This is a genomic window from Rhizobium sp. 05N49, assembly GCF_056396805.1.
Window position 1 is genome coordinate 33,181 of record NZ_JBFTME010000019.1, and the last position, 18,294, is coordinate 51,474.

Annotated in this window: 19 protein-coding genes, 1 tRNA gene and 1 pseudogene; 15 read left to right on the forward strand and 6 right to left on the reverse strand. The window is 58.4% G+C overall.

What is annotated here, in order from left to right; translation table 11 throughout:
• Window positions 1-60 precede the first annotated feature (60 nt).
• The 5 genes from AC1DF8_RS28475 to AC1DF8_RS28495 are packed head-to-tail and all read left to right on the forward strand — an operon-like array spanning window position 61 to window position 5,077.
• Window positions 61-990 carry a carbohydrate ABC transporter permease gene (locus AC1DF8_RS28475; RefSeq protein ID WP_029616497.1) on the forward strand — a complete coding sequence of 310 codons (930 nt, stop codon included), beginning with the start codon at window positions 61-63 and terminating at the stop codon, window positions 988-990.
• Window positions 987-1,829 carry a carbohydrate ABC transporter permease gene (locus AC1DF8_RS28480; RefSeq protein ID WP_018115330.1) on the forward strand — a complete coding sequence of 281 codons (843 nt, stop codon included), beginning with the start codon at window positions 987-989 and terminating at the stop codon, window positions 1,827-1,829. Before AC1DF8_RS28475 ends, AC1DF8_RS28480 begins: the two co-directional genes overlap by 4 nt.
• A gap of 40 nt (window positions 1,830-1,869) precedes the next feature.
• The gene (locus AC1DF8_RS28485) at window positions 1,870-3,108 is read left to right on the forward strand and encodes an ROK family transcriptional regulator (RefSeq protein WP_112971509.1); all 1,239 of its coding nucleotides are present in this window, start codon (window positions 1,870-1,872) and stop codon (window positions 3,106-3,108) included.
• 31 nt (window positions 3,109-3,139) lie between these two features.
• Window positions 3,140-3,994: a sugar phosphate isomerase/epimerase family protein gene (locus AC1DF8_RS28490; protein WP_478155860.1), complete on the forward strand. Its 855-nt coding sequence runs from the start codon at window positions 3,140-3,142 to the stop codon at window positions 3,992-3,994.
• A 21-nt stretch (window positions 3,995-4,015) separates the two neighbouring features.
• Window positions 4,016-5,077, forward strand: coding sequence for an ABC transporter ATP-binding protein (locus tag AC1DF8_RS28495; RefSeq protein ID WP_112971511.1), 1,062 nt, complete (start codon window positions 4,016-4,018; stop codon window positions 5,075-5,077).
• A gap of 198 nt (window positions 5,078-5,275) precedes the next feature.
• Here AC1DF8_RS28495 and AC1DF8_RS28500 read toward each other — a convergent pair whose 3' ends face one another.
• Window positions 5,276-5,659, reverse strand: coding sequence for a hypothetical protein (locus AC1DF8_RS28500; protein ID WP_478155861.1), 384 nt, complete (start codon window positions 5,657-5,659; stop codon window positions 5,276-5,278).
• Window positions 5,660-5,864: 205 nt separating this feature from the next.
• Between AC1DF8_RS28500 and AC1DF8_RS28505 the strand changes: the two genes are divergently transcribed.
• From AC1DF8_RS28505 to AC1DF8_RS28530, 6 genes and pseudogenes are all read left to right on the forward strand, one after another.
• Entirely contained in the window at window positions 5,865-6,794 is a 930-nt protein-coding gene (locus AC1DF8_RS28505; RefSeq protein ID WP_112971513.1) for a J domain-containing protein, read from the forward strand.
• A 2-nt stretch (window positions 6,795-6,796) separates the two neighbouring features.
• Window positions 6,797-7,126: a chaperone modulator CbpM gene (locus tag AC1DF8_RS28510; protein WP_478155862.1), complete on the forward strand. Its 330-nt coding sequence runs from the start codon at window positions 6,797-6,799 to the stop codon at window positions 7,124-7,126.
• A 225-nt stretch (window positions 7,127-7,351) separates the two neighbouring features.
• Window positions 7,352-7,525, forward strand: a pseudogene (locus AC1DF8_RS28515) (alcohol dehydrogenase catalytic domain-containing protein); the annotation flags it as partial.
• Window positions 7,526-7,831: 306 nt separating this feature from the next.
• Window positions 7,832-8,854, forward strand: coding sequence for an ABC transporter substrate-binding protein (locus AC1DF8_RS28520; protein ID WP_113015597.1), 1,023 nt, complete (start codon window positions 7,832-7,834; stop codon window positions 8,852-8,854).
• The gene (locus AC1DF8_RS28525) at window positions 8,851-9,891 is read left to right on the forward strand and encodes a FecCD family ABC transporter permease (protein WP_113202788.1); all 1,041 of its coding nucleotides are present in this window, start codon (window positions 8,851-8,853) and stop codon (window positions 9,889-9,891) included. The genes AC1DF8_RS28520 and AC1DF8_RS28525 overlap by 4 nt, the downstream gene beginning before the upstream one ends.
• Window positions 9,888-10,649: an ABC transporter ATP-binding protein gene (locus AC1DF8_RS28530; protein ID WP_478155863.1), complete on the forward strand. Its 762-nt coding sequence runs from the start codon at window positions 9,888-9,890 to the stop codon at window positions 10,647-10,649. The genes AC1DF8_RS28525 and AC1DF8_RS28530 overlap by 4 nt, the downstream gene beginning before the upstream one ends.
• An 83-nt stretch (window positions 10,650-10,732) precedes the next feature.
• Here AC1DF8_RS28530 and AC1DF8_RS28535 read toward each other — a convergent pair whose 3' ends face one another.
• Both AC1DF8_RS28535 and AC1DF8_RS28540 read right to left on the reverse strand, forming a co-directional pair.
• Window positions 10,733-11,311, reverse strand: coding sequence for a hypothetical protein (locus AC1DF8_RS28535; RefSeq protein WP_478155864.1), 579 nt, complete (start codon window positions 11,309-11,311; stop codon window positions 10,733-10,735).
• A 313-nt stretch (window positions 11,312-11,624) separates the two neighbouring features.
• Window positions 11,625-12,518: a DUF3313 domain-containing protein gene (locus tag AC1DF8_RS28540; RefSeq protein WP_478155865.1), complete on the reverse strand. Its 894-nt coding sequence runs from the start codon at window positions 12,516-12,518 to the stop codon at window positions 11,625-11,627.
• 285 nt (window positions 12,519-12,803) lie between these two features.
• Between AC1DF8_RS28540 and AC1DF8_RS28545 the strand changes: the two genes are divergently transcribed.
• From AC1DF8_RS28545 to AC1DF8_RS28555, 3 genes are all read left to right on the forward strand, one after another.
• On the forward strand, window positions 12,804-13,010 hold the full coding sequence (locus tag AC1DF8_RS28545; protein ID WP_478155866.1) for a hypothetical protein: 207 nt from the start codon (window positions 12,804-12,806) through the stop codon (window positions 13,008-13,010).
• 2 nt (window positions 13,011-13,012) lie between these two features.
• Window positions 13,013-13,135, forward strand: a complete 123-nt coding sequence (locus AC1DF8_RS28550) for a hypothetical protein (RefSeq protein WP_018115344.1) — start codon at window positions 13,013-13,015, stop codon at window positions 13,133-13,135.
• A 981-nt stretch (window positions 13,136-14,116) separates the two neighbouring features.
• The gene (locus AC1DF8_RS28555) at window positions 14,117-15,142 is read left to right on the forward strand and encodes an NAD-dependent epimerase/dehydratase family protein (RefSeq protein WP_478155867.1); all 1,026 of its coding nucleotides are present in this window, start codon (window positions 14,117-14,119) and stop codon (window positions 15,140-15,142) included.
• Window positions 15,143-15,156: 14 nt separating this feature from the next.
• On the opposite strand, the gene AC1DF8_RS28560 is transcribed toward AC1DF8_RS28555, so the two are convergent.
• On the reverse strand, window positions 15,157-15,771 hold the full coding sequence (locus tag AC1DF8_RS28560) for a class I SAM-dependent methyltransferase (RefSeq protein ID WP_478155868.1): 615 nt from the start codon (window positions 15,769-15,771) through the stop codon (window positions 15,157-15,159).
• Between the two features lie 159 nt (window positions 15,772-15,930).
• Between AC1DF8_RS28560 and AC1DF8_RS28565 the strand changes: the two genes are divergently transcribed.
• A tRNA-Val gene (locus AC1DF8_RS28565) sits at window positions 15,931-16,006 on the forward strand.
• A 240-nt stretch (window positions 16,007-16,246) separates the two neighbouring features.
• Here AC1DF8_RS28565 and AC1DF8_RS28570 read toward each other — a convergent pair.
• Together AC1DF8_RS28570 and AC1DF8_RS28575 are read right to left on the reverse strand one after the other, a co-directional pair.
• A complete protein-coding gene (locus tag AC1DF8_RS28570) occupies window positions 16,247-17,395 on the reverse strand; it encodes a Kelch repeat-containing protein (RefSeq protein WP_478155869.1) in 1,149 nt (382 codons plus the stop codon).
• A gap of 180 nt (window positions 17,396-17,575) precedes the next feature.
• A complete protein-coding gene (locus AC1DF8_RS28575; protein ID WP_478155870.1) occupies window positions 17,576-18,262 on the reverse strand; it encodes a class I SAM-dependent methyltransferase in 687 nt (228 codons plus the stop codon).
• Between the last annotated feature and the right edge of the window lie 32 nt (window positions 18,263-18,294).

Here is an 18,294-nt window from a genome sequence, read left to right on the forward strand (position 1 = left end):
ATCATGGCGGCGCCCGTGACGGGCGCCGCCGGTCATGTCAAACCCGGACAGAGAAGCCCAATGAGCCCCATTGCCATCGAGGCTGCCAGCCCGCCTCACAGCAGATCGTTCATGCGCCGTTTTGCCGGGGCGCCTTTGCCCTGGATCATGCCCGTGATTGTCGTCATCGGCATCTTCTATCTCTACCCCGTGATCGACGTTTTTCGCCTGTCCTTCACCAATGCGACGCTGATCGGCGACAATCCGGTCTACACACTCGGCACGATATCGAATGCGCTGAGCTCACCGCAATTGCCCGACATCATGTGGGCGACCCTTATCTTCGTTGGCGGCAGTGTCATTGGACAGCAGATCTTTGGTCTCGCCGTCGCCGTCGTCGTCATCAGAGGTGAAAAACGCGGACTGTTCGGCACGACGATCCTACGCACCACGGCGCTTGTCGCCTGGGTGGTCCCGGGCATTGCCGGCGGCATCATCTGGCAGATGCTGTTTTCGGAAGCTCCGTATGGGGCGCTGAACAGCATATTGCGGCTCATGCACCTGCCGACCGTCGCATGGCTTTCCGATCCGGCGATCGCGCCATGGTCGGCGCTGATCTCGAACATCTGGCGCGGCACGGCCTTCTCGATGGTCGTCATGTACGCCGCCCTCAAATCGATCGACCCTTCGCTCTATGAGGCGGCTGATGTCGACGGCGCGACAGGCCCGCAACAGTTCTTCTTCATCACCCTCCCCCAGCTGCGTGCAGCCATGCTCGTCAACATGATCCTCATCACGATCATGACGCTCAACACGTTCGATGCGATCATCACGCTGACGGGCGGCGGACCCGGACGTGCGACCGAGGTGATCTCGCTTTACGTATTCAACATCGTCTTCCGCAATTACGACCTTTCCGGCGGCAGCGTGCTTTCCGTGCTGATGCTGATCATCAGCCTCGGGCTTGCCGTCGTTTACGCATCGTTCCTGCCGAAGGAGGAAGAGCAATGAGCAGGCGTACCGGCACGCGCTTCGGCGACTTCCTGAGCTACCTCTTCATGCTGGTGATGTTCATCTTCTTCGCCGGTCCACTCTCTTATCTCCTGTCGATGGCCGTGCGTGACAAACGCGAAATCTATCGCGGCGTGGCACGCTACATACCGCACAACCCGACGATCGATAATTTCGTTACGGTCCTCAATAACAGCTACTTCCCGATTTATCTCTGGAACGGCCTGAAGCTCGCAGCACTCAGCGGTTTCGGCGTTCTGGTCGTCGCCCTGCCGGCGGCCTATGCGTTCTCCCGCTTCCAGTTCCGCGGCAAGGGCCTGTCGATGATGGGGCTCTTGTTGTTCCAGATGATCTCGCCGCTCGTGATCATGGTGCCGCTCTACCGCTACATGAACCGTCTCGGCCTGCTCGATACGCATTTCGCGGTGACGATGGTCTATATTGCCCTCGGTGTGCCTCTCGCAACATGGCTGCTGAAGAGCACGATAGACGGCATTCCGCGCAGCCTTGATGAAGCTGCGATGATCGACGGATGCAATCGGTTCTCGGTCTTCTGGCGGATCGTCCTGCCGCTTTCGGCGCCGGGCATTGCTTCCGTCTTCATCATCACCGTCATCGCCGGCTGGTCACAATTCCTCGTGCCTTTTCTTCTGCTGACGCAAAACAATCTGATGCCGATCGGCGTCGGGATCTTTAACTTCCGTGGCATGCAGACCGACTCGTCCATCCAGCTGCTTGCGGCCGCCTGCCTGATCTCCGTCGTACCGGCGATCGTGGCGTTCCTGTCGCTCCAGCGGCTGATCCTCGGCGCCATGACTAGCGGCGCGGTGAAAGGGTAAGGTCGGTTTGCGTGTCCGTGGCTGATAGAGGATCCCGACCATGAATCAGATGACCGGCACCAGACTGTCCCCCGATCTGACGGGGGCCAATGTCGAGGATGCGGGCGAGCACAACAGGGCCGTCGTGCTGCGTTGTGTCCATCGGCAGGCACCGATTTCGCGTGCCGAAATTGCGCGGCAGACCGGGTTTACCAAGCCGGCGATCGCACGGATCGTCGATCGCCTGCTCGACGAAGGCCTGATCATCGAGGCTCGCCGGCGCCATGGGTTGAGAGGCCAGCCGGCAATCGAGCTCGAAATCAACCCCGATGCGTTTTTCGCCATCGGCATCAATATCGATCGCGATCACCTGACGATTGTCGCCGTCGATGCCGTCGGCAACGTGCGCGCCCGCGTTCACCATGAAAAGCGCTATGTGCGCCCTGCCGAATTCATGCAGCTGACGGCCGATGCAATATCGCATTTCCAGCGAAGCCGGCTGATCGACGACGCGCACCTGGCCGGCATCGGGCTCGCCATGCCCGACTGGCTCGGGGAGATCCCCTTCCTCGGCATGCCCGAAGACTATTCGGAATGGATGGAATTCGACGTACGCGCAGCACTCGAAAACCTGACGCAGCATCCGGTTTTCATCGAAAATGAGACCAATGCGGCCGCACTTGCGGAGCTCGACTATGGCCTCGGGGCGGAAAGCCGCAGCTTCTTTTACATCGCCATCAATGCCTGCCTCGGCGGAGGGCTCGTTCTCGACGGCAATGGCCATCGCGGCGCCATGGCGCTGAGCGGCGAAATCGGCTGGCTGCCGATTGCCGACGACCGGGACAAGACCGCACCGAAGGTCGATCTTCTCGGCGAGGTGGTGACGATGTTTTTTCTCTACAAGTTTCTTGGCGAGCACGGCGTCCGTGCAAGCGTGCCTCAGGATCTCCTGACGCTCGATGCGCGCGGCAAGGCTCTGGTGTCGAAGTGGCTGAAGGAAATGAGCGCTCACCTTGCCGTCGCGGTCAAGCATATCGGCATGATCGTCGATCCCGACGCCATCATCATTGGCGGCCGGCTGCCGATCCGCATGATCGATGAGTTGCTGCGCTACGTTCATGAGCATCTGACGGCTGGAGACAACACTCTGCCTACGCTGCATCGTGCCTCGATCGGCGAGGATGCTTCAGCACTCGGTGCGGCGGCAATGCCGATGGCAGCGGCCTTGATGCTGGCATCCGCCGATGCTGTGCAACGCACCCGATCGCCCCTCAAATTCATGGATCGCTTGAACAATTAATACGGCCGGCAGGGCCGCAGGGAGGATTTTGATGAAGATTGGCTTTTATACGTCGACATTCAACGACCGGCCGCTCGAGGAAGTGGTGCATTTCGCGGCCTCTGCAGGTTTCGACGCGATTGAAATCGATGTCGGTGGCCATATCAAGACGCCGGACAAGGTGCAGGCTGCCGTCGCACTTGCCCGCGACCACGGCCTCTTCGTCTCCTCGATTACCTATTTCGGCAACCAGCTCGATGCCGACAGCGGCAAGCGCGGCGCGCTTCGCGTCCGAACGGAGGAATTTGCCCAGGCGATCGGCGAAGCGGGCGTGCCGATCTTCGTGATCTTTCCTGGACGCGACGACAGTGCCGATGACGAAGCCAACTACGATGATTTTGCCGCGTTTGCCAACGAGCTGATTGCCAAGACGACATCAAGCGGTCTCGTCTTCGCAATCGAAAACTGGCCCGGCCCCAAGGATAATTTCGTCGGGACGACGCCGAAGGGCTGGCAGGAGCTCTTCAAGCGCATACCAAGCCGACGCTTCGGTCTTGAATTCGACCCGTCCCACCTCATCCGCATCGGCGTCGATCCCTATGCGGCGATGGACGCGGTCAAGGATCGCATTGCCATTCTCCATGCCAAGGATACCGCAATCGATGCCGCCACCCAGCAGGCCGTCGGCTATCACGGCAAGGGCTGGTGGCAATACAAGCTGCCGGGCAAGGGCCTTCTCGACTGGCAGCGTTTCCTGCGCCAGGCGCGGAGCAACGGCTTCGACGGTACGCTTTCAATCGAGCATGAGGACGCCGCCTACGGATGGCCGGGCAAGGATCTCGAAGCGCGAAAAGAGGGGGAACGCCTCGGCCTCGCCTACCTCAGAAACGTGTTGGACAAGCTCTGAGAGCGACTGGGGAGGACAAAAATGGCTCATGTTAGAGTGAACGATGCGCGCAAGGATTACGGTGCGTTCAAAGCCATCAAAGGTGTGTCGGTCGATATCCGTGACGGCGAGTTCGTCGTGCTCGTCGGCCCCTCGGGCTGCGGAAAATCCACCCTTCTCAGGATGATCGCGGGTCTGGAAGACATCAGCTCGGGCCAGATCCAGATCGGCAAGCATATCGTCAACGAGCTGGCGCCGAAGGATCGCGACATCGCCATGGTGTTCCAGAACTATGCCCTCTATCCGCATATGACGGTCGCCAAGAATATGGGTTTCTCTCTGCGGCTGAAGCGTATGGCGAAGACGGAGATCGATCAGCGCGTCGGCAATGCCGCCAAGATCCTCGGCCTTGAGGCCCTTCTGGAACGCTATCCGAAGCAACTGTCGGGCGGTCAGCGGCAACGTGTTGCCATGGGCCGCGCGATCGTTCGGGACCCTGCCGTCTTCCTGTTCGACGAGCCGCTGTCGAACCTCGATGCAAAGCTCCGCGTCCAGATGCGCACGGAGATCAAGGAACTGCATCAGCGGCTGAAGACAACAACGATCTACGTCACACACGATCAGATCGAGGCGATGACAATGGCGGACAAGATTGTCGTGATGAAGGACGGCCTGATCGAGCAGTCCGGCTCGCCGCTCGAACTCTACGACCGGCCGAGCAACCTCTTCGTCGCCGGTTTCATCGGCTCACCCGCCATGAACTTCATCAGGGGGAACATGACGAATGAAGGTTTCCGGACGACAGACGGGCTTATCCTGCCGAGCGAGCGGCGCCCTTCCGGCGCCGTCACCTACGGCATTCGCCCCGAGCACCTCGCGCTCGATCCCAACGGGATCGAGGTGACGACTGCCGTGGTCGAGCCAACGGGATCCGAAACATTGGTAATTGCCCGTCTTGGCACCCAGACCATCAGCTGTGTGTTCCGGGAGCGGATCAGAGCAGCCCCCGGCGATATCCTGCGGATCGCCCCGCTCCACGATGCCGTCCATCTGTTCGACGAAGGCGAGCAACGCATCACCGTTGGCGAACCGGTCTTGAACTGATTGCATTTGACGGGGCGGACGGCGTGATCGAGCGGACGCCCCCCCGAAATCAGCAATTTGATCTTCTTTCACGGAGCGGTGCCAACGGGCAAAATGAAACTGAATGCAGATTATGCCGTGGAAGCGGCATGACCTCGAGAACCCGGGAAGAATCACAAGCACACAAAAGCCTTGTGTCCGGTGCTTAAAAAGCTCTCGTCAGAGATCGAGAAGCAGATCACCACCATTGTGATCGTTGCCCCCGCTACGAATCTCCCGCTGCTTTTGGCTCGCCGCCTCCTTGCCCTTCCTGGTACCCGTCTTTCTGCCCTTCGGAGGGAGCTCCGCTGATAACTCAAGGAGTTTTGCGGCGGGCTTGGCAGGTCCCGGTATCGTGGTGGCAGTCTGCGCTTCTATCCCGTCGGTTTCCTTCTCAGCAGTAGTGCTGGACGTGTCCGATAGCTCGATCTCGGATCGTGGTCTGACGTTCGGCTTTGCAATTTTGATCGATGGGGCAGCGTCCTGCAGTGTCTTCGGCGCGAAACGTATCATAAATGCGTACCTTTTCATCTGTTCTATTTTTGTTCTCATTGAAAGGCGCATTTGTCAACCTGGCTGGCGGCGCAGGGCGGTCAGAAAATGTTCGACTTCGAAGCGGTCGGAGGGCGTGGCGAGCCCTTTACAGGCCTCCAGATAGAAGGGGGCACCGTTCAAGCCTCCGCGCATCCCCTCCCCGACAGCCAAGCCGCAACCTATATCAAGGCGGATTCCGATCCGCAGTATTGGCTACCCTTGCACGGAGACATGTATGAGCCAAGATCCATACGAGCTTCTCGGCGTGAAACGGGAGGCCACCCAGAAGGAAATTCAGGGGGCATTCCGCAAGCTTGCCAAGAAGCTTCACCCAGACCTGAACCCGGGCGACAAGAAGGCCGAGGCGAAGTTCAAGGAAATTTCTGCCGCCTATGAAATCCTGAGCGACGAGGAAAAGCGGGGCCGCTTCGATCGTGGCGAGATCGACATCACGGGAGCCGAACAGGCGCCCCGTAGCTATTATCGCGACTATGCCTCCTCAAGCGGCCCCGGCAGCGCCTATCACAACGGCGCGGGCTTCGCCGATTTTGGAGACGCCGACGATCTCTTCTCAAACTTCTTCTCCCGCCGCTCTGGCGGCGGCAGCGCCGGCGGTGGTCAGTTTCGCTCCCAGGGCCAGGACCGGCGCTTCTCGATGGAGGTGGATTTCCTCGATGCGGTGAATGGCACGCAGAGCCAGGTGAGGTTGTCGGAAGGGCCGGCGCTCGACGTCAAGATCCCGCCCGGCACGCGGGACGGCCAGACGCTGCGCCTGCGCGGCAAGGGCGAACCCGGTTTCGGCGGTGGGCCGGCCGGCGATGCGCTGATCGATATCCGTGTTCGCCCGCACCGTTTCTTTACCCGCGACGGCGACGACATCCGCCTCGATCTGCCTGTCACGTTGAGAGAAGCGGTACTCGGTGGAAAGGTGCGCGTGCCGACCCCTTCAGGGCCGGTCAACCTGACCCTGCCCGCCAATTCCAGCAGCGGCAAGGTCCTCCGGCTCAAGGGCAAGGGTGTCGCCAGGCGTGGCGGCGACGCAGGTGACATCTATGTTACGCTGAAGATCGTGCTGCCCGAGCAACCAGACGAACAACTGACCGCCTTCGCAAAGGACTGGGCGGCAGCCGACACACAGGATCCGAGAAAGAACATGGAGGCTTGACCATGGACGATCGCGAATTCCGTCTCTACCTGAAAATAGACGTGACCGAGCTCGATCTATGGGTCGAGCAGGGTTGGCTCGCTCCCGATATTTCCGAGGGGCGGCGTCGCTTCCGGGATGCCGATCTTGCCCGCGCCCGCCTGATCCTCGACCTCACGCGCCAGATGGGCGTCAACGAGGCCGGCGTCGATATAGTCATGGAGCTCGTCGATCAGCTCCATGGCATGCGCGGCTCGATGCGCAGCCTTGTTCTCGCGATCAGCAGGCAGGAGCCCGCAATCCAGCAACGTCTGCTCGACGCGCTCGAAGAGCTCGACGACGGCGTCCGCTGATAGCTTCCTTTATGGCCATGAAGATCAGACTTTGCACGGCATGAAGGACGGCTGAGCGGGCAAGCCAGCCTCCCTGTTCTGGCGGAGAGCTTCTCTGCCCTGGCAGGTCCCTCATTGAATAGAAGTAGAAGCAAAGGAGCGCGGGCGTGAGCCGTCTTTGACAAACGTCAATGCCGGTTTGCCGCGATTTCAGCATCATAGCATCATGACGATGAGGAACAGGTCATGAAAGCTATGATCCTGGAAGCGCTTGGGATGCCTCTGCGCCCGGTCGACCGACCGGAGCCCTTACCCAGTAGAGGACAATTGATGCTGAGGGTCGAAGCCTGCGCGGTGTGCAGGACGGATCTTCATGTCTGCGACGGCGATCTTCCGAACCCAAAACTGCCGCTCGTTCCCACACCAAAACCCGTCAGCTCAAAGATGCGAATGCAGCACTTGACGGTTTGCGTGCCGGCCGCCTCAGCGGAGCGGCTGTCCTGACGCCTTGACCGAACGCGGTCCGGTTCCGGCGGCACGTTTGGGAGCCGCTTCCAACGGGCCTTGCCCGCGCTTTCTCAATCCGCTCAGCCGATAGGAGATGGAAGCCAGCATCTGCGCCTCAAAAGATGACTATGTTACTCTTGTTTTTTCTCGGGCAAGCAGGTTATACCGCCGGCACCCTCAGAATCCTCATGTTGGGTTCTCGAAGAACAGGAAGTTTTCATGAAGGTTTTCAAGTCCCTTACGGTGCCCGGGCTCGCAGCCATGATCGGCCTGATCGCGACGCCGGCATTCTCCGCACCGACCCAGTATCCGCTGACGCTCGACAATTGCGGCGCGAAGGTCACCGTCACCAAGGCTCCAGTGCGAGCCATAGGACTTGGCCAGAACAGCGCGGAAATCATGTTGCTTCTTGGCCTGGAAGACAAAATGGCGGGTACTGCGTTCTGGCCAAGCAAAGTTCTGCCTGAGCTCGCCGAGGCCAATGCGAAGGTCAAGCTTCTGTCCGTCGAGTTTCCGACCTTCGAGTCGATTCTGGCGCAAAACCCGGATTTCGTGGCAGCTGCCTTGCCAAGCCTGGTCGGACCGACGAGCAAGGTCGCCAAGCGAGAGGACTTCGACAAGGTCGGCGTGCCAAGCTACATTTCGCCCAGCACCTGCCTCAGCACCGAAAAGGTCAAGGATCAGTATGGCAGCCGTGACCGGCTCTGGAACATGGATCTGCTTTACCAAGAGATCGACGAGCTTTCGCAAATATTTGACGTCGCCGATCGTGGCCAGGCGCTGATTGCCGACTTCAAGAAGCGTGAAGCGGCATTGCGCGCCAACGCATCCAGGGACGGCAAGCAGCTTTCCTACGTCTTCTGGTTCTCCAGCCAGTCCCCTTCCGCAGACGCCTATCTCGGCGGCAAGAATGCCGCCTCCGGCTTCATCGCCGATCTTCTCGGCGGGAGGAATGCCATTAGCGCGGATGCCGAATGGCCGACGCTCGGGTGGGAAAGCATCATCGCAGCCAATCCCGATGTTATCGTCGTGGCCACTCTCGACCGCAACCGCTGGGAACTCGACAAGCCGGAGGCCAAGATCAAGTTCCTGAACAGCGACCCGGCCGTCAGCCAGATGCCAGCAGTGAAAAACAAGGCAATCGTCATCATGGACGGCCAGGCCATGAACCCGACGATCCGCACGATCTACGGCGCCGAACAGGTGGCCGAACAACTGAAAGCGCTCGGCCTGACCAAGTGACCGCCGCAAACCGCCTCCTCCGGCAGGCTACGCCCTTCGCCCTGCTCCTGTTGGCCTCCCTTGCGGCGGTCGGCCTGGTCATCGGCATCAGTGTCGGGATCGGCGATCTGCCGATCCCGCTGACCACGACGTTTGCCGCCGTCACCAACAGGCTGGGATGGACGGCGGTCGAACTCAACCGCATCCACGAAACCGTGATCTGGGATTATCGGCTCAGCCGCGCACTCGTGGCGGCTTTCTGCGGCGCGGGACTGGCGCTTTCGGGTGCGATCATGCAATCGCTGCTTCGCAACCCGCTGGCCGAGCCCTATGTGCTTGGAATCTCTGCCGGTGCGTCCACCGGCGCGGTTGCCATCGTCATCCTCGGCGTTGGTGCAGGTGCGGTTTCGTTGTCGGCCGGAGCTTTTGCCGGCGCATTTGCGGCCTTCTTTTTCGTGGCCCTGCTATCCAACGGCACGCGTGGCGGTACCGACCGGACAATTCTTGCCGGCGTTGCCGCTTCGCAGCTCTTCAACGCCGCCACATCCTACGTGGTTACGACATCAGGCAACGCGCAGCAGGCGCGCGATGTCATGTTCTGGCTGCTCGGCAGTTTCGGCGGCGTGCGCTGGCCGGAATTCATGCTCGTTTCTGCTGTCGTCGGCTTTGGGCTTGTCGTCTGCCTGCTGCATGCCAGGGTTCTCGATGCTTTTGCCTTCGGTGATGAAGCGGCCGCATCTCTTGGTGTCAACGTCGGCCGGGCGCGCATCGTGCTGTTTGCGCTGACCGCAATGATGACGGCCACGATCGTCAGCATGGTCGGCTCGATCGGCTTCGTCGGTCTTGTCGTGCCGCACGCGGCCCGCTTCGTCGTCGGGCCGCTCCATATCCGGCTTCTGCCAGCCTGCGCCGTTGCCGGCGCAATCTTCATGGTCCTTGCCGACATCGCTTCGCGCGCGCTGATCCCGCAGCAGGTCCTTCCGATCGGGGTCGTCACGGCGCTGGTTGGCGTTCCCTTCTTCTCCGTGATTCTCTACCGGTTCCAGCGCGCATCATGAGCATCAAAGCCGAAAATCTCGTCTGGAAAATTGGCAGGAAGACCATTCTTGATGGCGTCTCCTTCGAAGCGAAATCGGGAAAGATGCTCGGCCTGCTTGGCCCGAACGGTTCCGGCAAGACCTCGCTTCTGCGGCTTCTCGCCGGCCTGAAACAACCCAATTCCGGGCGCATCTCACTCGATCTGCAGGATATAGGGACCATCGGACGCCGCACGATCGCTCAACGCGTCGCCTTCGTCGAACAGAATGCGACGACCAACGCCGATCTGAAGGTCATTGATGTCGTCAAGCTCGGACGCTTTCCGCATCGCTCGATGTTTTCCGGCTGGACACTCGCTGACGATCACGCCGTTGAGGAGGCCTTGACGCGAGCCGGCATGACCGACAAGCGTCATGATTGCTGGCAGAGCCTGTCCGGTGGGGAAAGGCAGCGCACCCACATTGCACGGGCCCTGGCGCAGTCGCCGAAAGAACTGATCCTCGATGAACCAACCAACCATCTCGATATCCAGCACCAGATCAGCCTCATGCGGCTCGTCTCCGGTCTGCCAGTCACCAGCATCATCGCGCTGCACGATCTCAACCATGCGGCCATGTTTTGCGACGAGCTGATCGTCATGCAGAAGGGGACGATCGTCGCCTCCGGCACGCCGGCCGAAGTCTTGACCGAAGAGGTTCTCAGGGAGGTTTTCTCGGTGGATGCGCGCGTCGAAGTCTCAGCCTATCACGCCCGGCCGCACATCCACTATCTCCGTTGACGACGCGGCTTCGCCGAGACAGGCCTTCGCATGGCCCGCCTGCAGGGCGATCACGTTGCCTTGCTTGACCTATCGCTCCGATTTCAGCTCGCGCAGAGCTTCTTCAGCGCCTTCTCCACGCCCTTGCGAAGGGCAGCCGAAATTTCGGGTTCGAACGTCGTGACAACGTCGCCGAACTCTCCCCTTGCCTCGATGATATCGATCGAACTTGCGTTCATCGCACAGGTCGTAAGATTTGCCTGCAGGTGAATTCGAGCCTTCGCCGAAAAGCCGCCCTTCAGAGGGGAGCTGTCCGACGTCTTGCATGCGAGCGTGCCGAGTGCGCTTGCCTCGGCCACATCACCAGCCACTCTGATCTCGATCGTGTCGATTTTAACGAAGTCGAGCTTGTCGATACCCAGTTCGACCTTCACGCCCAAAACCGGCTGACTGACCTTCAAAGGCTTACAGGGTTGGGCGGCCTCGATCGCTCGCTCGAGGACATTGGCGGCGGATGCGGGAGAGTTCAGAGATGGGGCAGCGACAAGGGCCATGCCGAGCGCCGTACACGCCAGATGTCTCCAACCGTTCCTGTATCCCTTGCCGCGGTGCTTCATGTTGCCGGGCGAACCAGCCGGCCAAGATACGGTTTTCGAACCGATGTCAAATTGATCGACAGGCATACTCTTCCTCAAGTCGAAGTGTGTCTGGCGACATCAGAATACAGGGTCTCCACGCAAAGGAAAGAACGTTGCATCAGGTCGTCCCCCTGTAGCGCCTTGCCCGTGGTTCGGTCACCCGTTCACAGAGGCACGTCGCCGTTCGGCGAGATCATCAGGATCGGACGCTTCCCGCAGACGAAGGACAGGCGGGCGGAGTAATGCCGCGGGGTTCCGGCACTATCTCCGCCCGTCCTCGGCCAAAGCGGCCGGCCGATTTCGGGCGCCTGTCAAACATTCGCGTAGCGACTGCACGACGCCGGGGCTACCTCTTCCGTCAACGTGCCATTGCAGGCTTCGACTTCTTTTCCGTCCACTGTGGCGGAGCCCCATACTTTGAGGCAAGCGCGCCGAGCAGCCCGGGTGCGCGACCGAACGCATCGCAGGCAGCATATTTTGGCTTTCCGCCAAGCCAGGAGCGAGCGCGTTGCCTCGACGGAAGTGAAAAGTTCAGTCCCTTCGGTTCCTTTCCGGCGATCAGTACCCGTGAAAAATCGCCGGCAAATTTTGTTGCGAGACCATAGGCGTCCCCGACCTCGGAAACGCGGGGATTATCCTGAATGGAGTTTGCGCCACGCGCCCACAGCATTGCGGCATTCTGCATTCCCGTGGCATCGACAGCTTCGGCTTCGATCGCTAGGCCGCCGAGACCGAAGGGGAGGCGCGGTACGCTCACAGGCAGGGCAAAGCCCGAACCGACACTGACGACGGTCGCAACCCCGGCAACGGCCTTGTTGGTGGGAACGATGTCGGCGACGACCGAGCGAACGGTCAGATCCGCAGGCTGGCCGGCCGGGACCATCTGGTATTTATCACTCAGCGCCACGCAAAGCGCCCTGTCGAGAGCATTGGAAACCAGGGACCGGTCAGCTTCGGACTTGATCTTGGACGCAGCACCGAACGAAAAGACGGTCGGGACGATGGCGACGGTCTTCACACGTGCCAACTGCTGCCCATCGACATAAAGCCGCTTCTTGGCAAGCGTCCCCTTCGATGGACCGAGATTGTTGTAGGAGACGAGCGTTCCCGCTTCCTTGAGTGGCACGGCAGCGCATCCGGAAACGGCTGCTGTTGTCAGTAACGCAAAAAACCCCAGGAGCGACACCCTAGACGGCTGATTGAAAAGTGGCTGGCTGAAAAATCGACGACGTGAATGCGAATTGCTGGGCATGTCTCTCGTTGGCCTCCGGTCATGACGATGACCGGACACTCGAATCAAACAATTGCGACACAATTACATTGCCCGCCGCTCACCATATCTTAGCTGTGGATGAACCCGGCGCGCGAGCGCTCCAACGTCCATCCGTCGTTGCCGCCGCTCTTTCGCCTATCGAAAGCATTACAAGCGGAAACGCAAATCCAGTCATGCTTCCGCAATTATCGGAGCCCAAATGAAGAGCCATGCTGGCTGAAAATGGCAGGCATGACCTCATCGGCTTTCAACTAGGAACAACGCATGGCTTCAAAACGAACGGCAAGACCAACCGCGGCATTCGCGGTTATCGCATCCATTCAAAATGCCGTCGTGATCGGCATCGGCACGGCGCGAAGTCTGATCATTCTCTTCGGGAGGCTCGTCGATGCCGAGACAGCAAAGGCGCGGATGGCGGGCACGAACCTGGGACCCGAATTGTTTGAATCCGCAAGACGGATCGGCGTTTAGCCATGAGGCGCAAGACCATGCTTCACCTGCTCGCGAACCTGTTATTCGCGACGATCCTATTCGGTGCACTTCTCGGCGGACCGATCGTGATGCTCATTTTGCTTTCGGAGCGGCTTGCACTGTGAGGATGCCCAAATGATAATTTGAATATCAGATGCATGGCGATCGCACCTGCCTTCGCAATCACGCAGCATGAACCGGCACGTAACGGTTTATGCGGAGAGATAGTGCCGGGCGCGATGGAGAATAGCTCCACAAATCACCGGCGGCATCAGGATATCACCACGTTCTCCCCGCTCACTTTTCTCCTCAATCGCGACCCGCCTGAGAGGGTCATTCTCACACAAAGGAACACCGAATGCGCATAGTTCGCTTGCTGCGCGATTACTCTACTTGCCGATTTTTCATACCATTGATCGCCTTCTCGATTTTCGCCGGCGCGCCAGCGCAAGCCGAAGAACCTCTTTCCAGCGTGATCGCCGACGGCAAACCCTGGGAAATGGTTGTCGTCAAACGAAGAGCCTCGAACATTCTTGTGTTTCGTCCGGATGGCGGCGGGACCATCAGCGACAGCCTGGTGAGCATAAGCCCAACGTGGAGGGCCGCTCCGGGCGGGATTTGCATTAGACCCCGGCCAGGGGATGCCGAGAAATGCCTTCAATTGACGCGGACGAAAGCCGGCATCGAAGCATCGCAGAGCGGCAAGACMGTTTGGGTGCTCAAGCGATGAAGATATTCGCCAATCAGGATTCGATATTAATGGCGGGGGTCCCCATACGCCACCGACGCTCCGTCCCCGAGCCTGAACCTATCCTGTTATGGGTAATGCCGCTTTGACCTCACCCCATCGATCTGCTCTACCGGATCTCCGGCAGATCGACGATGAACAACGGGATTCAGCCGGCTGTTATTGATGACCGGCATCCTAAGAAGGCTTTAGAACCGTTGGCTTGCTCATGACATGCGCTTGCGCTCGTCTTGAAACCTTTAAAAGTCCCGAAGATCCAGATGATTGTTGATCTCGGGAGCGTCTATCCGATAAGTGAGGCGGTCAAATACGGATTCGGTTACTTTGCCATCGGCAGGCGCCCGAGAAAAAGGTAGAAATGCGCTACTTCATTACGGGAACGGCGGGCTTCATCGGCTTCCATCTGGCACGCCGGCTGTTGCAGGATGGACATGAGGTAACCGGCTTCGACGGCCTGACACGCTATTATAATGTCAGGCTGAAGGAGATGCGTCATGCCGCGCTGGCGCAATATCCTGCCTTCCGCCCCGTCATCGCCATGCTCGAAGACAAGGCAGCGCTGGAAGCCGCAATTTCGGCTGCAAAGCCGGATGTTCTCATTCACCTCGCCGCACAGGCCGGCGTGCGTTACAGCAACGAAAATCCGCACGCCTATCTGCGTTCGAATATCGAGGGCTCCTGGAACATTCTGGAGATCGCCAGTCGCATCGAGCTGCGCCATCTCATGCTTGCTTCGACCTCATCGATCTACGGCGCCAATACGACTGTCCCCTTCCGCGAAACCGACCGCGCCGACGAGCCTCTGAGCTTCTATGCCGCCAGCAAGAAGTCGATGGAGGTGATGGCGCACAGCTATTCGCATCTCCACAAGATTCCCACCACGGCCTTCCGTTTCTTTACCGTCTACGGCCCCTGGGGCCGGCCCGATATGGCGCTCTTCAAGTTCGTCAAGAACATGATCGAGAACAAGCCGATCGAGATATACGGCAACGGCAATATGAGCCGTGATTTCACCTATATCGACGATCTGGTCGAGGCCGTGGTCAGGCTGTCCGGTATCATTCCCTCGGAAACCAACCGCGTCGCCGATGCGGGAATTGAAACCCTTTCGCATCAGGCCCCCTTCCGCATCGTCAATATTGGCGGCGGCCAGCCGGTCAGCCTCATGGACTTCGTCGAAAACGTGGAAAACGCGATGGGGCACGAAGCAAAACGTGTCATGCTTCCCATGCAGAAGGGCGACGTGCCGCGCACCTTTGCAAGCCCAGACCTCCTCCACGCCCTGACGGGCTATCGACCGGAAACCTCTTTAGAAACGGGCACCAAGGCTTTCGTCGAGTGGTATCTGGAAGCCAGGCGGGAACTCGGCACGATCGACATCTAAGTCGCTGACGGCCATCACGGTACCCCGATGCGCTTCAGGCAGTAGGAAAAATGCGCGTCAGGCTCGAGCGTCAGAAACTCGAAACGCCAGCCATGCTCGACGCAGAACTTGTTGACCGCCTCCACGACCCCGTAAACCACCGGTTTGACGGTGTTCCCCGTGCAGAAATCGTGCCCGGCAATCCGGCCGTTCTGCTTCACTTTGCGATCTGCGAGCAGAAGCTCCTCCCATGTCAGCGCAAAGGAATGATCGGTATCGATATAGACCCAATCGAAGGTCTCATCATCGAATCGTGACAACATGTCGAGCGACGTGCCCTGTCGAATCACAACACGGCCTTCGGTGATTTCCGACCCGAATTTGCCATTGATGATCTCGAGGCCTTCTGAGTATCGATCCATGTTCCAGGGATCGATGAGGTGGAGCTGCCTCGGCTGGTTCCGTGCCAGTATCTCCTCGCTGAAGGCACCCTCCGCCACACCTAACTCGGCAACGACCCCACCTTTCGGCAGATTGTCGAGAAGCTTGCCACGATCGGGCAGCAATCTCGCATTCTCCGTGTGGACATATTCTAAAAAGGTCCGGGGGGTGTTTTGCCGAAGGGCCGCTCGCTGCTCTCGCGTCGTCATTTTCGCTCCGAATTTTTTCAACCGCACCTCTACAGAGAATGCCAGCGGTGGGGAAGAGCGGCGCCCACAAGCAAATTGCAGAGAAACTCAAAAAGAGGCTTGCGGTTCTTCATCAATATCGTTAGAGACGCTTCACCGAACGATGACACAGAGCATCGAGGGCGATTAGCTCAGTTGGTAGAGCGCCTCGTTTACACCGAGGATGTCGGGAGTTCGAGTCTCTCATCGCCCACCATTCTGGTACTCTCTATCATGGTTTCTTGACCCTGAGCCACATCCTTGGCGGTCGAAGATTTGTCATTGGTCTGGATGCTCGACAGTTTTTATTTGACTAGGAATCAAGTCGTATCGGCTGCAGCCCGAATAAGCGCTCCCGATATCGAAGCGCCGAGCCACGTGGCAGCAGAATTGCGAAAGTTCATGCCAACCTGACTCGAATTCGCTCTTGAAGCTAGGCCTGTGGCAGCGCGTAGTTTTATAGATGCAGGCGAGAAGTCAGATCTGCGATCCAGTCAAACTTTAACCAAGATGAAGGGACATTCAGCTCCCAAATTTCATTAGTGAGAGGATCCGCGTGGCCTCCAGCCAGCAACACTTTTCCATCAAAAACATATGCGGACTGCTCGTGCCTTGCCCGCCAACTATCCGACAAGGATAGGCGTTTCCAATCAACGCCATCATCCGTGTACCAGATGCCGTTGCGGTTGAGCGTCTCCTTGCTCCATCCACCGATCACCCACATAAAGTTATTGTAGGCGATAGTCGAAAACCAAATCCGGCCGTGCCAGGGCGCATTCGAGACTTTCGTCCAGTTCACACCATCCGTAGAGTTCCAGACGTCATTCAAAGCGACATAGTCTGGTGTATAGGACCCCCCGCCCATAACCCATAGCTTCCCTTTATAGGCCACAGCGCCGTGAAACGCGCGCGGCGACCATGCTGCGTGTTCGGTTGCCTTTACCCAATTGACTCCATCAACCGAACTCCATACGTCATTCTTGAGCGTTTGCTTGCCGTTAAACCATTCGAGGCCACCGAGAATCCAGAGCCGACCATTCAGCTCGACAATAGGCGTCGCCGTCCTCGGGCTCCACGCCGCGGATTGCTGGACCTTATTCCAGTTCACTCCGTCTTCGGAATTCCAAACCGTGTTGGTGGTTGGGTTTGCAGGATCAGAAAGTGTCGTGCCACCCATCACCCAAATTCGATCCTTGAAAACAATCGACATCGGCAGGTCGGTGTGATGAAATGGTAACTTCGCCTGAACGAGGTTCCACTTGACGCCATCAACGGAGTTCCAAACATCCCGAAGCAATTCAGGCGGATTGGTTTTCCAACCACCCAATATCCAGAGCTTATTCTTGAATACAAATTCGCCAGCGGAGTCACGTGGTTGCCAATCGGCAGCACCTATTCGCTTCAAACTTGGTAGCGGCAATCCCGGCGCGCCGCTGACAAACCAAACAAGGAAAAGACAGAGTGTAGTAAAAAGGCTCAAAACGAGCAGCTTGCTAATCCTAAAATGCACAGCGGAAACCCTATAAATTAGCGGGGCCGATCGGTCGCAGCCCGTTTGCTTCGAACATTGTAGCTCCAGCCAGTCCGACACGGCCATGTTGAACACGAGAAAGCTCTCGTCACACTAGCAGCAAGCGTTTCGGCAACCATCCCTCAAATTTAAAGGAGTTGGCCGCGTACTGAACATACACTAGCTGCTTTTGGCCAGATCTCGGCTTGCGGATCGCTGAGATCTCAAGCATGTTCCGCATGTATTTCGGGAAGCTTTATACTGACCGGAAATAGCTTATGCTTTCTTAGCAACCGTTTGCTGGTTCGAGGTCGTGAACCCTATCGCGATCGACACGCTGTCGATGAATGCAAACAGCGCGACAAGCGGCAAGTTTTTCACTCCTACCAGCTTCGTCACAGTGCTTTTCCAACCGAAACGCGCCTGTATTGCGGCTTGAAACGAATACACCCAAATCAACGGCGCTGGCAGGCTCCGTTGAGTTTCAACGACCATTCCCGCCTTGCGCAAAAGCGAGCCTAGTCGCTCAAAATTGTATAGATTGAGATGCCGCGGAAAGTAGTAACCTCCCCAAGCACCCTCTGAAAAAAGTTTTCTATCCCAGCCATCAGTATTCGGCGTTTCGATAAGCAGTCGCCCACCATCGCTCAATGCAGCGATAAGCTGACTCAAGCTTTTTTCCGGTTCCCATAAATGTTCGATCAGTTGAAGCAAAATGATGAGGTCAAAGGGGACAGGCGGTAATTCAGCAGTTTCTAGTGCGGACTCGATCAGTTGGATTCCCTTACTTTCAAGAGCCTGACGCGTGGTCGAGGGGAAGTGCCAATCCAAGCCAAAAAGCTCAAGATCCGGACGGGCCTCCCGGAGCGCAATCAAGAGCTCGCCATTTCCACATCCGACATCGAGTATTCTGCCACCCGTCGGAAGCACGGCCAGCACGTTCTTCAGCCGTTTACGATTCACTAAGGTTTTTATCCTGGCGAGAATATTAGCTC